This is a genomic window from Achromobacter sp. HZ34 (assembly GCF_002209485.1).
In the GTDB taxonomy this organism is placed as follows: Bacteria; Pseudomonadota; Gammaproteobacteria; order Burkholderiales; family Burkholderiaceae_B; genus Bordetella_C.
The window spans coordinates 422,821-435,810 of the sequence record NZ_NJIX01000003.1; the positions used below are offsets into that span (position 1 = coordinate 422,821).

General features: G+C 64.4%; 9 protein-coding genes. 6 read left to right on the top strand and 3 right to left on the bottom strand.

Going from position 1 to position 12,990, the window contains the following annotated elements; genetic code table 11:
• Positions 1-515: 515 nt before the first annotated feature.
• A complete protein-coding gene (gene pmbA / locus CEY05_RS14050; protein WP_088598937.1) occupies positions 516-1,880 on the bottom strand; it encodes a metalloprotease PmbA in 1,365 nt (454 codons plus the stop codon).
• Positions 1,881-1,943: 63 nt separating this feature from the next.
• Between pmbA and yjgA the strand changes: the two genes are divergently transcribed.
• Positions 1,944-2,495, top strand: a complete 552-nt coding sequence (yjgA, locus tag CEY05_RS14055; RefSeq protein WP_088598938.1) for a ribosome biogenesis factor YjgA — start codon at positions 1,944-1,946, stop codon at positions 2,493-2,495.
• On the top strand, positions 2,492-3,175 hold the full coding sequence (locus CEY05_RS14060; protein WP_088598939.1) for an alpha/beta hydrolase: 684 nt from the start codon (positions 2,492-2,494) through the stop codon (positions 3,173-3,175). Before yjgA ends, CEY05_RS14060 begins: the two co-directional genes overlap by 4 nt.
• Positions 3,176-3,246: 71 nt before the next feature.
• Here the strand turns inward: CEY05_RS14060 and CEY05_RS14065 are convergent, their stop codons facing one another.
• Positions 3,247-5,688, bottom strand: a complete 2,442-nt coding sequence (locus CEY05_RS14065) for a GNAT family N-acetyltransferase (RefSeq protein WP_088598940.1) — start codon at positions 5,686-5,688, stop codon at positions 3,247-3,249.
• 57 nt (positions 5,689-5,745) lie between these two features.
• Here CEY05_RS14065 and gltX point away from each other — a divergent pair, with 57 nt between their 5' ends.
• A complete protein-coding gene (gene gltX, locus CEY05_RS14070; RefSeq protein ID WP_088598941.1) occupies positions 5,746-7,152 on the top strand; it encodes a glutamate--tRNA ligase in 1,407 nt (468 codons plus the stop codon).
• A gap of 95 nt (positions 7,153-7,247) precedes the next feature.
• Here the strand turns inward: gltX and CEY05_RS14075 are convergent, their stop codons facing one another.
• Complete coding sequence (locus tag CEY05_RS14075) at positions 7,248-7,790, bottom strand: hypothetical protein (protein WP_369825945.1); 543 nt, start codon at positions 7,788-7,790, stop codon at positions 7,248-7,250.
• A 12-nt stretch (positions 7,791-7,802) separates the two neighbouring features.
• Between CEY05_RS14075 and CEY05_RS30945 the strand changes: the two genes are divergently transcribed.
• From CEY05_RS30945 to CEY05_RS14085, 3 genes are all read left to right on the top strand, one after another.
• Positions 7,803-8,267, top strand: a complete 465-nt coding sequence (locus CEY05_RS30945; RefSeq protein WP_143220435.1) for a hypothetical protein — start codon at positions 7,803-7,805, stop codon at positions 8,265-8,267.
• Between the two features lie 325 nt (positions 8,268-8,592).
• A complete protein-coding gene (locus CEY05_RS14080) occupies positions 8,593-11,532 on the top strand; it encodes a ribonucleoside-diphosphate reductase subunit alpha (protein WP_088598942.1) in 2,940 nt (979 codons plus the stop codon).
• 21 nt (positions 11,533-11,553) lie between these two features.
• On the top strand, positions 11,554-12,732 hold the full coding sequence (locus tag CEY05_RS14085; RefSeq protein WP_088598943.1) for a ribonucleotide-diphosphate reductase subunit beta: 1,179 nt from the start codon (positions 11,554-11,556) through the stop codon (positions 12,730-12,732).
• Positions 12,733-12,990 lie beyond the last annotated feature (258 nt).

Here is a 12,990-nt window from a genome sequence, read left to right on the forward strand (position 1 = left end):
CGGATAAAAAAGTGCAAGAACGCGGATGAATTTCAGCCGCGCGGGTCTTGACTTACAGGACCGAACGCGGGCAAGCCCGACATTATTACTCGATTTGTTGCGGCTTGAAACCCTGGAAAACCGCCAAAAGCGGCTAATTCCGGCCGGAATAGGCAGAAATCGGTCGTCTGCCTGGCTTTTTGGGGATGCGGTGTGCTTCCAGCAGGGAGCGTTTTTCATGATGGGGGGTCCCCCATCGCCCCCTTCTTGGGCTATCGCCCATCATCGCAGCCCGGCGAACCTGGGTGCAGCGTGCATCCAGCAAGAAGTTTTTTGATAGGGGTTCCCCATTGCTCCTTTCTGGCTGTCGCCCACGGCGATGGCCCTTGGGTCGTCTGCCGGCCTGGGCGAATGCGCGATCAGGCCCTGGCCTCGCTCAAGAACGCCGTCCCATCGGGGACAGCGTAGACCGGGTCCCCCGGTCCGCCGGTGTCGCCCCCTGGGGGGCCCACGCGCAGCGTGGTACGGGGGGCCTACTACGCTCCGGCGATAGCCATCTGCTCTATCAAGATCGAGCCCGTGCGCTTGGTGCCGCGCAGGATTTCGTCCGCGCCCACCGCCACGATCTGGCGGAACATGTCGGCCAGGTTGCCCGCGATGGTCACTTCCTCGACCGCGTGCTGGATGACACCATCCTTGACCCAGTAGCCGAACGCGCCCCGTGAATAGTCGCCCGTCACGTAATTCACGCCCTGCCCGATCAACTCGGTAACCAGCAGCCCGGTACCCATCTTGCGCAACATGGCCGGCAGATCGTCCGTCGGCTGGGTGTTGCGCGACGCCAACGTCAGGTTGTGCGAACCGCCCGCATTGCCCGTCACCGCCATGCCCAGCTTGCGAGCGGTATAGGTAGACAGGAAATAACCCTGCAACACCCCACCCCGCACCACATCGCGCGCCCGCGTCACCACGCCTTCGTCGTCGAACGGCGAACTGCCCATGGCGCCGGGAATGTGCGGATCCTCGGTCACATCCAGATGGTCCGCCAGCACCGGCTTGCCCAGGCTGTCGAGCAAGAAGGTGGCCTTGCGGTACAGCGCGCCACCATTGGTGGCCTGGGTCAGCGCACCGAGCAGGCCCAGCGCCAGGGGCGCCTCGAACAGCACCGGAAACTTGCCGGTGGGAATACGGCGCGCCGACAAGCGCGACAAGGCACGCTCGGCGGCATAGCGGCCGACCGCCTCGGGATTGGCCAGATTGCGCGCGTCACGCTCGCTGGAATACCAGAAGTCGCGCTGCATCTTGTTGCCGCGCCCGGCGATGGGCGCCACCGACAGGCTGTGCCGCGAATAGGGATAGCCGCCCAGGAAACCCCGGGTGTTGCCCATCACGAACTGCCCTTCATACGTCCCGAGCGACGCCCCTTCCGTATTGGTGATGCGGGAATCGACCGCACGCGCGGCCCGTTCGGCGCGCAAGGCCAGCTCGGCCGCGGCGTCCGTATCGATGGCCCAGGGATGGTGCAGCTGCAGATCCGGGTAGTCGCGCGCCAGGTTTTCGGCGTCTGGCAGGCCCGCGGCGGGGTCTTCGGCGGTGGCGCTGGCAATATGCCACGCAGCCTCCACGGTTTCACGCAGCGCGTCGGGCGAAAAATCCGAGGTCGACGCCGAACCGCGGCGCTGGCCCGCGTAGACGGTGACGTCCAGGGAACGGTCGCGCGTCTGCTCGACCGTCTCGATATCGTTCTTGCGCACCGACACCGATAGCCCGAGGCTTTCGGAAACTTCGGCCGCGGCATCGCTGGCGCCGATCTTGCGGGCGTGCGCCAGGGCGCTTTCGACCAGTTCGCTGAATCGCGCGTGGTTTTCGGCAATCGGCAGGGAGGAAGAGGAGTTGACCATGAAAGCTCGCTTCAGAGAGACGGGTATCATACCCAGGTCCTGTCATCTCCACTATCAGCCACCATGCACGACCAGCCCGCCCCCCTCGCCAACGACGACGAAGACGAAGACGACCACGGCTATACCCGCCCCAGCAAGTCGCACGTCAAGCGGGAGATGCTCGCGCTTACCGACCTGGGCAAGGAGCTGATCGAGCTCTCGCCGGAACGGCTACGCCAGTTGCCCCTGGCCGAACGCCTGTATGAAGCCATCCGCGAAGCCCAGCGCACCACCAGCCGGGAAGGCCTGCGCCGCCAGACCCACTTCGTCGGCAAGCTGATGCGCGACGCCCCTGCCGACGACATCCGCCGGCAGCTGGACATCTGGCGCAACGGCTCGCGCGAAGAAACCGCCGCCATGCATCGCCTGGAAAAGCTGCGCGAACGCCTGCTCGACGACGACACCGCCTTGACCGAGCTGCTGAACCTGTATCCGGGCGCCGATGTGCAACATTTGCGCACGGTGATCCGCGAAGCCCGCAAGGAAGCCCGCGCCAATACCGAGCTGCAGCAGGGGCAGGAGCCCAAGCGCAAGCACTATCGGGCGCTGTTCCAGGCATTGAAGGATCTTGCATGACCTCAGACACCACGCCCGACCTGCTCGACTGCATCGAACTGCAGACCGGCCCGCAGCCGACCCACACCGTCATCTGGATGCACGGCCTGGGCGCCGACGGCAACGACTTCGTGCCCATCGTGCCGGAACTGCGCCTGCCCGCCACGCTGGCGGTGCGCTTCGTATTCCCCAACGCGCCGGTGCAGCCGGTGACGATCAACGGCGGCATGGCCATGCCCGCCTGGTACGACATATTCAATCGCGACCTGGTACGGCGCGAGGACGGTCCTGGCATCCGCCGCTCCGAAGCCGCCATTCGCGCCATCATCGCCCGTGAAAATGCCCGCGGCATCCCCACCTCGCGCATCGTGCTGGCCGGCTTTTCGCAAGGCTGCGCCATGACGCTGCATACGGGCCTGCGTTTGCCGGAGAAACTGGCCGGCATGATGGCCTTGTCCGGCTACCTGCCGCTGCTGGACCTGGCGGCGGCCGAGCGTCACGGCGCCAACCAGGACACCCCCATCTTCATGGCGCACGGCACCTACGACCCGGTGGTGGAACTGCCCCGCGCCACGGCGTCGCGCGACCTGCTGACCTCCCTGGGCCATGACGTGCGCTGGCACGACTACCCCATGCCGCACTCGGTATGCGCCGAGGAAGTGGCGGATATTTCAGCGTTCCTGCAGGAAGTGCTGGCCTAGGCGCGGACGGCGTCAGTCGCCAGTATCGGGAATGGACGGCGTCAATCGCCAGTAATTGGGAATGGACGGCGTCAATCGCCGTCCAGGCGCAGCCATAGCCGGCGCATGGTCGCGTCGTCGTCCGGCGCCGGATCATTGGTGAAGCCCAGCCGCTGCATCAGCGTCAGCATCGGGCGGTTGGCCGCCAGCACCAGGCCGTCGATATATTCCAGGCCCTGCTCGCGCGCCGCGGCTATCAGGGCCTGCATCAATTGGCCGCCCAGCCCGCGCCCCTGCCAGTCATCGCGCAGGACCAGCGCGTACTCGGCGCCCCGTCCGTCCGGATTGCGCAGATAGTGGGCCAGGCCGATGATCACCTCGTGCAGGTGGCCACGGTGGGCAGGATTCGGCACCTCGGTGGTCGCCACCAGGGCCACCTCGCGGTCATAGTCGACCTGGGTGTAGCGGGCCAGCATGCGCGGCGTCAGCTCACGCATCATCGACACGAACCGCATGTAACGCGAGCGCTCCGACAGATTACGGATGAAATCCTGCAAGGCTTCGCCGTCCTCGGGCCGGATAGGCCGGATGACCCAGGGCGTGCCATCGGCAAAGGTGCGATCCTGCACCAGCCGCGACGGATACGGATGGATGGCCATGTGCGGATAGCCGCCCAGCCGCTGGCTGTCTTGCGCCGCGTCCGCCGTCAACGTGACGCGCAGCGACCGCGCGTACAGGCGCGTTTCGCCGGCATACAGCGGATCGATATCCAGCGAGGCCACGTCCGGCAGTTCGGTGATCAGTTCCGACACCTGTACCAGGGCCTGCTGCAGGGCTTCGGTGACGACGGTGCCCAACCGCGTCGCCAGCACCTTGCGCCAGATGCGGCTGCGCTCTATCAATTGGCGCGCCAGGAATCCGTTGAGCGGCGGCAGGTCCATGCCGCGATCGGCCAGGCTCAGCACCGCGTCCGGCCCGCCCGCGCCGAAACGTATCACCGGCCCGAAGTGCGCGTCGCGCTGCACCCGAATGGCCAGGGGCCGCGACAGCGGTTCATACAGCCCGACCGGCATGGTGTCCTGCACTGGCACCTGGAAAGCCGCCAGCAGGTCGCGCGCCTCGGCCGGTTCCAGGGTCAGGCGGCCGGCTTCCCGCGCACCACGCACGATGGCATGCGCGGCGCCGTCGCCGCTGTGCACGGCCTGGGGCAGCGCGGTCTGGGTCTGCAGCAGCAATTGCTGGTTATAGAAATGGGTGGACAGCACGCCGAACGCGTCGGCGGCCGACTCCGGTGTGCGGAAAGCCGACGTCCCGGCATCGTCCAGCATGCGCCGCAAGGGCCGCATCCCGGCATCGCCCATGAAGCAGGACACGATGGGCTTGCGCGCCCGCGGCGCCACCTGGGCCAGGCGCTCGGCCACCGCCCGCATGTCGGCCAGGGCGTCGGGCGCCAGCAGCACCAGCACGCCGTCGACCTGGGGATCGTCGTTGAGTATGCCCAGCGCCGCCTCGATCCTGTCCGGCGTCAGCGGCACGGTGGTGATCACCGGATTGGCCACCGCCGCGCCCGGCTCCAGCAGCGCTTCCAGGGCCTGGCGGCTGGCCGGCGCCAGGTCGGCGCGCTCCACCGCCGCATCGGGGCCCAGCAGATCCAGCGCCAACTGCGGCGGCCCGCTGCCATTGGACAGCAGCGCCACCCGCCGGCCGCGCGGGCGGCGGGCGTAGCCCAGTACCTTCACCGCCGAGAACAGCTGCACGAAATAGCGCACCCGCACCGCACCGGCCCGGCGCAGGACGGCATCGAACACGGCGTCGTCGTCCTGGCCGCGGCCCGCTTTCAGCACCACCACCGGCTTGACCGACGCGGCCGCCCGCAAGGCGCTGATGAATTCGCGCGCCGGTCCGACGTCCTCCAGGTACAAGGCGATGCTGTCCGTGCGCGGGTCGGTCGCCAGGTAATCCAGCACCGGCCCCAGCTTGACGATGGCCTCGTCGCCCAGGGCAATGGCGGTGGAAAAACCGATGTGCACGTCCTCGGCCCAATCCATGACGGCGGCGATGATGGAGCGCGACTGCGCCACCAGCGCCACCCGGCCGCTGCGCGCCAGGGTCGGATGCTGGCTGAAGTTGTAGCCCGCGTGGGGACGCTGCACGCCGAACGCGCGCGGTCCCAGCAACTGGCAGTGGTTTTCCTGGGCCCAGGCCTGGCACAAGGCCACCGTCCCGCGCGGGTAGGGATCGGGCTCCTCGTGCGGCAGGACGATGAGGGCGCGTGGGGCGCGCGGCGTCAGCCGGCGCAAGGTTTCCGCGAACACGGACGGCGACACGCACACCAGCCCCAGATCCGGCCTTTCGTCATCGGCCAGGCCGGTCAGGTGGGCGGGAATGTCCGGGGCCACGCCGGGCGGCACGTCGACGCGCGTGGTGCGCGCCACCAGCGCGGCCGGCAGGACGGCCGCGCCGGGCAGCGGCCGGTCCGCGACGATGACCAGTGAGCGGGGTCCAAACAGGGAGGCGAGCGCGTGTCGAAGCATGAATTACGTACGCTATTCTAAAATGCGTGCAGAACGCAATATGACCGGCCTAATTCGATGACCCAAACTGCTCCCATCCGCACCCGCTTCGCGCCCTCGCCCACTGGCTTCCTGCACCTGGGCGGCGCGCGCACCGCGCTGTTTTCCTGGGCCTTCGCCCGCCACCACAAGGGCACCTTCGTGCTGCGCATCGAGGACACGGACGTCGAACGCTCCACGCCCGAAGCCGTGCAAGCCATCCTCGACAGCATGGACTGGCTGGGCATGCAGCCCGACGAAGGCCCTTTCTACCAGATGCAGCGGATGGACCGCTACCGCGAGGTGGTGGCGCAGATGCTGGCCGCCGGCACCGCTTACCACTGCTATTGCTCGCCGCAGGAACTGGACACCATGCGCGAGAAGGCCCGCGCGGCCGGCCTGAAGCCACGCTACGACGGTACCTGGCGCCCCGAGTCCGGCAAGACCCTGCCGCCGGTGCCGGAAGGCGTCAAGCCGGTGGTGCGCTTCCGCAATCCGCAGACGGGCGCGACCAGCTGGAACGACATGGTCAAGGGTCCGATCAGCTTCGACAACGGCGAACTGGACGACCTGATCATTGCCCGTCCGGATGGCACGCCCACCTACAACTTCTGCGTCGTGGTCGACGACTGGGACATGGGCATCACCCATGTGCTGCGTGGCGATGACCACGTCAACAACACGCCGCGGCAGATCAACATCCTGCGGGCCCTGGGCGCGCAACTGCCCGAATACGGCCACGTGCCCATGATCCTGGGTCCGGACGGCGAGAAGCTGTCCAAGCGCCACGGCGCGGTCAACGTCATGGAATACGACAACGACGGCTACCTGCCCGAGGCCATGATCAATTACCTGGCGCGCCTGGGCTGGAGCCATGGAGATGACGAGCTGTTCACCCGCGAACAGCTGGTCGAGTGGTTCGACACGCGCCATCTGTCGAAGTCCGCTTCGCAATGGGATCCGAAGAAGCTCAACTGGGTCAATGCCCACTACATTCGCCAGATGGCGGACGATGAACTGGCCACGCGCGTGGCGCCGCGTATCGCCAAGCGCGGTGGCAAGCCCGACGCGGTCGACCTGGCCGCCGTCATGCACCTGCTGAAGGACCGCGCCGAGACCCTGGAACAGCTGGCCGATGGCGCCATGCTGTTCTGCGGCGACTTCCCGGGCATCGCCGCCGACCTGGCGGCCCAGCACCTGACCGAGACCGCACGGACCGCGTTGGCGGATTTCGCCTTGCGCGCGAGCGCCGGCGACTGGACGCGTGAAGCGTTGTCGGCCGCCATCAAGGCCGTGCTGGCCGAGCGCGGCATGAAGATGCCGCAACTGGCCATTCCCCTGCGCGTGGCCGTGACCGGCCAGCAGCAGACGCCGGCGATCGACGCCGTGCTAACTTTGCTAGGCAGGGATGTGGTGCTGGCGCGGTTGGGACAACTGCAGGGCTGAAGGCAGGGCTTGGCTCCCGGCGTCCAGGCTGGCATCCGCCAGCGGGGCGCTGCGGGCCACGGTGTCGCCGTGGCGGCCCGGTTGCAGAGCCAGCTTCAGGGCAGGCGGTAGTTGGACGCCATGCGGGTAGCGGTGATCAGTTGCCCGTTCGGCTTCAGTTCACGCATCTGCGCGCGCTTGCCGTCGAGTTTCTCGATCTGGTAACGGTTACGGTAGATGGGATCGCCGATGTCGACCGGCTCGCCGTACGACGTGGTGGTCTGCATCGTGTAGACGCCCTCGGCGTAGGTCCAGCAACCGGCTTCGCTAAGCGCGGGACGGATCTTCTTGCCGATCTTCAGCTGGGTTTGATAGGTCATGCGCCCATCGGGCGACAACACCGTCACGGCCTGCAGGTTGCCGGCCACGCCACGCGGCGTCGACACGGAGTACCAGGTGCCAACCAGGGGTGAGTCGGCGGCGACCGGCGTGCAGGCGACCGGCTTGGGCGGCTGGTCCGCTGCCTGCGCCGCGGCGGCTGCCGTCGGCTCCGGTTTCTTGGTGACGCAGCCCGTCAAAACCAAGGTCGCGGCCATCATGCCGCTGAACAACAATCCGCTGGCACGACGGCCATCGGAGAATGCAACTCGACTGCTCATGAAATCCTCGAAATGTCGAAAACCCCCGGAAAATCCGGGAAAAAAGGCTATGCGACAAGAGACTTCATTCTGAATAGCGTGTACATAAGATGCAATGCCGAGATAGCAGCGCTGTGCAATTGCGCAACAGTTGCACAGCGATTCGGCCTGATGAGTTTGCTTGCAAGCGAGGGTTTGTTGATGGGGGAGCCCCCATCGCCCCTTTTCCGGGCTGGCGCCCATATGGCCACTGCGGCTTTTTTCAACCGAGGCCAGGAAGGCGTTTCTTTTTCTGATGAAAAAGACCCCATCGCCCCTTTTGCGCCGACAGGGCTTTTCCGAGCGGAGCGAAAGAGAGGCAGAAGGGAAGACGAAAAGTGGAAGTGCGGAAAGAAGCAAGGAAAGGGAGAGGGGGATCCCCTCTCCCTCCCTTCTTCCCTTCCCTCTCGTCTCTCACGCAGCCTCGACAAAAATTACGCCGGAATCGACGCCGCCTGAAGTGAAGCGGCCACTTCGCCCCATAGCGCCTGTTAATGCGCGCCGGGACGAGGGGTCGAAACAGCAGGACCACCAGGAGATCACCCCAGTAACAAATCCGCCTCAAACTGTTTGCGCCGATGGGCTTGTCCCCGGCCGATTCAGCCACTAGAATTAGTGCCCGGGAGAGTTAAAGCAACTATATCTTGTGTTCGGACGCCGCCATGCGGTGATCCGCCAGGTTGCCATTGCCGAGCATCCTTGACCGCCCTCCCGGTTCGTACGCCACTACATATATAGACAGACGCGAAGCCCTCGCGTCTCTTTTCTTCGCACAGGAGCTTCCATGCAGACTTCGATCGCCTCTGTGACTCGGCCCTCAACCGCCGTGCCGCCTACCGAAACCGAAAACGCCGCCACCAATGCGCAATGGGCCGGCTACCAGGTCATCCGCCGAAACGGCGCGGTGGTCGGATTCGAACCCAGCAAGATCGCCATCGCGCTGACCAAGGCCTTCCTGGCCGTCAACGGCGGCCAGGGTGCCGCCTCGGCGCGTGTGCGCCAAATCGTCGAGACGCTGACCAGCCAGGTCGTGCATGCGCTCGTGCGCAGCCGCCCCAACGGCGGTACCTTCCATATCGAAGACATCCAGGACCACGCCGAACTGGCGCTGATGCGCTCGGGTGAACACGACGTCGCTCGCTCCTACGTCCTCTATCGTGAAAAGCGCACGCAAGAGCGTGCCGCCGCCGACCAGAAGACCAGGACCGCTGAAGCCGTCGAGCCCGAACACACGCTGAACGTGACCGACAACGGCGTCAAGCGCCCGCTCAACCTGTCGTCCCTGCGCGCCACCATCAACGCCGCCGGCGAAGGCCTGACCGACTACATCGACACCGAAGCCATCCTGAAGGAAACGGTCAAGAACCTGTACGACGGCATCCCGGTCGACGAAGTCTACAAGTCCGCCATCCTGTCGGCGCGCGCGCTGGTCGAGAAGGACCCGGCCTACAGCCCGGTCACCGCCCGCCTGCTGCTGCACACGATCCGCAAGGAAGTGCTGGGCGAAGAAGTGTCGCAAGACGACATGCTGGCCCGCTACGCCGACTACTTCCCCACCTTCATCGCCCGCGGCATCGAAGGGCAACTGCTCGACGCCAAGCTGGCGCAATTCGACCTGCCGCGCCTGGCCAAGGCACTGAACGCCAAGCGCGACCTGCAATTCGGCTACCTGGGCCTGCAGACGCTGTACGACCGCTACTTCCTGCACATCCGCGGCAGCCGCATCGAACTGCCGCAGGTCTTCTTCATGCGCGTCGCCATGGGCCTGGCGCTGGGTGAAACCAAGCCGGGCGTGGACCGTGAAGGCCGCGCCATCGAGTTCTACGAGATCCTGTCGTCGTTCGACTTCATGAGCTCCACGCCGACGCTGTTCAATGCCGGCACCCTGCACTCGCAGCTGTCGTCGTGCTACCTGACCACGGTCTCCGACGACCTGGAAGGCATCTACGATGCCATCAAGGAAAACGCCCTGTTGGCCAAGTACGCCGGCGGCCTGGGCAATGACTGGACCCCCGTGCGCGCGCTGCGCAGCCACATCAAGGGCACCAATGGCGAAAGCCAGGGCGTCGTGCCTTTCCTGAAAGTGGTCAACGACACCGCCGTGGCGGTCAACCAGGGCGGCAAGCGCAAGGGCGCGGTCTGCACGTACCTGGAAACGTGGCACCTGGACATCGAAGAATTCCTGGAACTGCGCAAGAACACCGGCGACGAACGCCGCCGCACGCACGACATGAACACGGCGAACTGGATTCCCGACCTGTTCATGAAGCGCGTCATCGAAAACGGCGACTGGACGCTGTTCTCGCCGTCGGATTGCCCGGACCTGCACGACAAGTTCGGCCAGGAATTCGAGAAGGCCTACCTGGGCTACGAAGCCCGCGCGGCCAGCGGCGACCTGACGCTGTTCAAGAAGATGCCGGCGCTGACGCTGTGGCGCAAGATGCTGTCGATGCTGTTCGAAACCGGCCATCCCTGGATCACGTTCAAGGATCCTTGCAACATCCGTTCGCCGCAGCAACACGTGGGCGTGGTGCACAGCTCCAATCTCTGCACCGAGATCACGCTGAACACCAACGATTCGGAAATCGCTGTGTGCAACCTGGGTTCGGTGAACCTGGTCGCGCACATGAAGCCCACCGCCAACGGCGGCTTCGAACTGGATCACGAGAAGCTCGAACGCACCATCAGCATCGCCATGCGCATGCTGGATAACGTCATCGACATCAATTACTACGCGGTCGAGAAGGCGGCGAATTCCAACAAGCGCCATCGCCCGGTGGGCCTGGGCATCATGGGCTTCCAGGATTGCCTGCACATGATGCGCGTGCCGTACGCTTCGCAAAACGCCGTCGAGTTCGCCGATCGTTCGATGGAAGCGGTGTGCTACTACGCCTACGCGGCATCGAGCGCGCTGTCGCAAGAACGCGGCCGCTATCAATCGTATGAAGGCTCGTTGTGGGATCGCGGCATCCTGCCGCAAGACACGCTCGATCTGCTGCGTGAAGCGCGTGGTGGCTATGTCGATGTCGATGCATCGAGCACGCTCGATTGGAATGCGTTGCGCGCACGCATCAAAGAACACGGCATGCGCAACTCCAATTGCGTAGCAATCGCCCCAACGGCAACAATTTCAAATATTATTGGCGTATCCGCCTGCATCGAACCGACTTACCAGAACCTCTACGTTAAATCGAATCTGTCCGGTGAGTTCACGGTCGTCAATGACTACCTGGTACGTGACTTGAAGAAACTCGGTCTCTGGGACGAAGTGATGGTCGCCGATCTCAAGTATTTCGACGGCAGCCTGTCCCGCATCGATCGCGTGCCCGCTGAACTCCGCAAGATCTACGCCACCGCGTTCGAAGTCGAACCGAGCTGGCTGGTCGAAGCGGCTTCGCGCCGGCAAAAATGGATCGACCAATCGCAATCTCTCAATATCTACATGGCTGGCGCATCGGGCAAGAAACTCGACGACACCTACAAGCTTGCCTGGCAGCGTGGTCTGAAGACCACGTACTACCTGCGCACGCTTGGCGCCACCAGCGCGGAAAAATCCACGGGCCGGGGCGGCGAATTGAACGCCGTTTCCAATGGCAATCCGGCTGCTGCCTCGACGTCGGCGGCGGGTCCGGCACAAAACTTGCCGGAACCCGAAATACTCGGGGCTGCTTGCACGATGCGACCGGGCGATCCCGGTTTCGAAGAGTGCGAAGCCTGCCAGTAATTGCCCCCGGAGAATTCAAGCATGATTAATTGGGAAGACGACAACGTCGCGCTGCAACCCGCAGCGCAAAACTCCAACCCGGCAGCGGGTGTGCCGACGCGCGCGGCCACCGGCGTGTTCGGTGACTCCGCCCTGCCCGCCGCGCAAGCGCAAGCTGCCTCGCCTTCGGGCGAAGGCGCCGCGCATCGCGTCAAGGTAGCCGACAAGCGCATCATCAATGGTGAGACCGACGTCAACCAGCTGGTGCCGTTCAAGTACAAATGGGCGTGGGAAAAATACCTCGCCACTTGCGCCAACCATTGGATGCCGCAAGAAATCAACATGTCGCGCGACATCGCGCTGTGGAAAAATCCCAACGGATTGACGGAAGACGAGCGTCGCATCGTCAAACGCAATCTGGGCTTCTTCGTCACGGCCGATTCGCTGGCTGCGAACAATATCGTGCTGGGCACCTATCGCCACATCACGGCCCCCGAATGCCGCCAGTTCCTGCTGCGCCAGGCATTCGAGGAAGCCATCCACACGCACGCCTATCAGTACATCGTCGAAAGCCTGGACCTGGACGAGTCGGAAATCTTCAACGCGTATAACGAAGTTCCGTCCATCCGCGCCAAAGACGAATTCCTCATTCCGTTCATCGACGCCATCGCCGATCCCAACTTCAAGACGGGTACACCGGAAGCCGACCAGACGCTGCTGAAGTCGCTGATCGTGTTCGCGTGCTTGATGGAAGGCCTGTTCTTCTACGTGGGTTTCACGCAGATTCTTGCGTTGGGCCGCCAGAACAAGATGACCGGCGCCGCCGAACAGTACATGTACATCCTGCGTGATGAGTCCATGCACTGCAACTTCGGCATCGATCTGATCAACACCGTCAAACTCGAAAATCCGCATTTGTGGACGCCGGAATTCCGTGAAGAAATTCGTGGACTCTTCCTCAAAGCGGTCGAACTCGAATATGCTTACGCCGAAGACACGATGCCGCGCGGCGTGTTGGGCCTGAATGCACCGATGTTCAAGTCCTATCTGCGCTTCATCGCGAATCGTCGGTGCCAGCAGATCGGTATCGAAGCGCTGTTCCCGCAGGAAGAAAATCCCTTCCCGTGGATGGCGGAGATGATCGATCTGAAGAAGGAACGAAACTTTTTCGAGACCCGAGTAATCGAATACCAAACCGGAGGCGCGCTGAACTGGGAATGATCCCGCTCAGGGTGTCGAAGGCTGATTAGACATAGCGGTAGGCGATGCGGTGCATCGCCCACCCGCGCCATTTGAAATGGCTCGCGCCTCGTTGTGCGGGGGCCATATCAAATGGTTGTGCCGTATTCATTAGCGCACATCGTAGTGGCTGCCGCCCGCAAGGGGCAGCGGATATGCGCCGATGAATAGCCCGGGCAGCGACCCGCCATGTGGCGGGCCGGTGCACGGGTTTAAGTTCTGGGACCCCTGAACCTAAGG

Bases quoted from the DNA above. Each gene is read 5' to 3' on its own strand.
- pmbA (WP_088598937.1), bottom strand. From the start codon at position 1,880: ATGGTCAACTCCTCTTCCTCCCTGCCGATTGCCGAAAACCACGCGCGA.
- yjgA (WP_088598938.1), top strand. From the start codon at position 1,944: ATGCACGACCAGCCCGCCCCCCTCGCCAACGACGACGAAGACGAAGAC.
- CEY05_RS14060 (WP_088598939.1), top strand. From the start codon at position 2,492: ATGACCTCAGACACCACGCCCGACCTGCTCGACTGCATCGAACTGCAG.
- CEY05_RS14065 (WP_088598940.1), bottom strand. From the start codon at position 5,688: ATGCTTCGACACGCGCTCGCCTCCCTGTTTGGACCCCGCTCACTGGTC.
- gltX (WP_088598941.1), top strand. From the start codon at position 5,746: ATGACCCAAACTGCTCCCATCCGCACCCGCTTCGCGCCCTCGCCCACT.
- CEY05_RS14075 (WP_369825945.1), bottom strand. From the start codon at position 7,790: ATGAGCAGTCGAGTTGCATTCTCCGATGGCCGTCGTGCCAGCGGATTG.
- CEY05_RS30945 (WP_143220435.1), top strand. From the start codon at position 7,803: ATGTCGAAAACCCCCGGAAAATCCGGGAAAAAAGGCTATGCGACAAGA.
- CEY05_RS14080 (WP_088598942.1), top strand. From the start codon at position 8,593: ATGCAGACTTCGATCGCCTCTGTGACTCGGCCCTCAACCGCCGTGCCG.
- CEY05_RS14085 (WP_088598943.1), top strand. From the start codon at position 11,554: ATGATTAATTGGGAAGACGACAACGTCGCGCTGCAACCCGCAGCGCAA.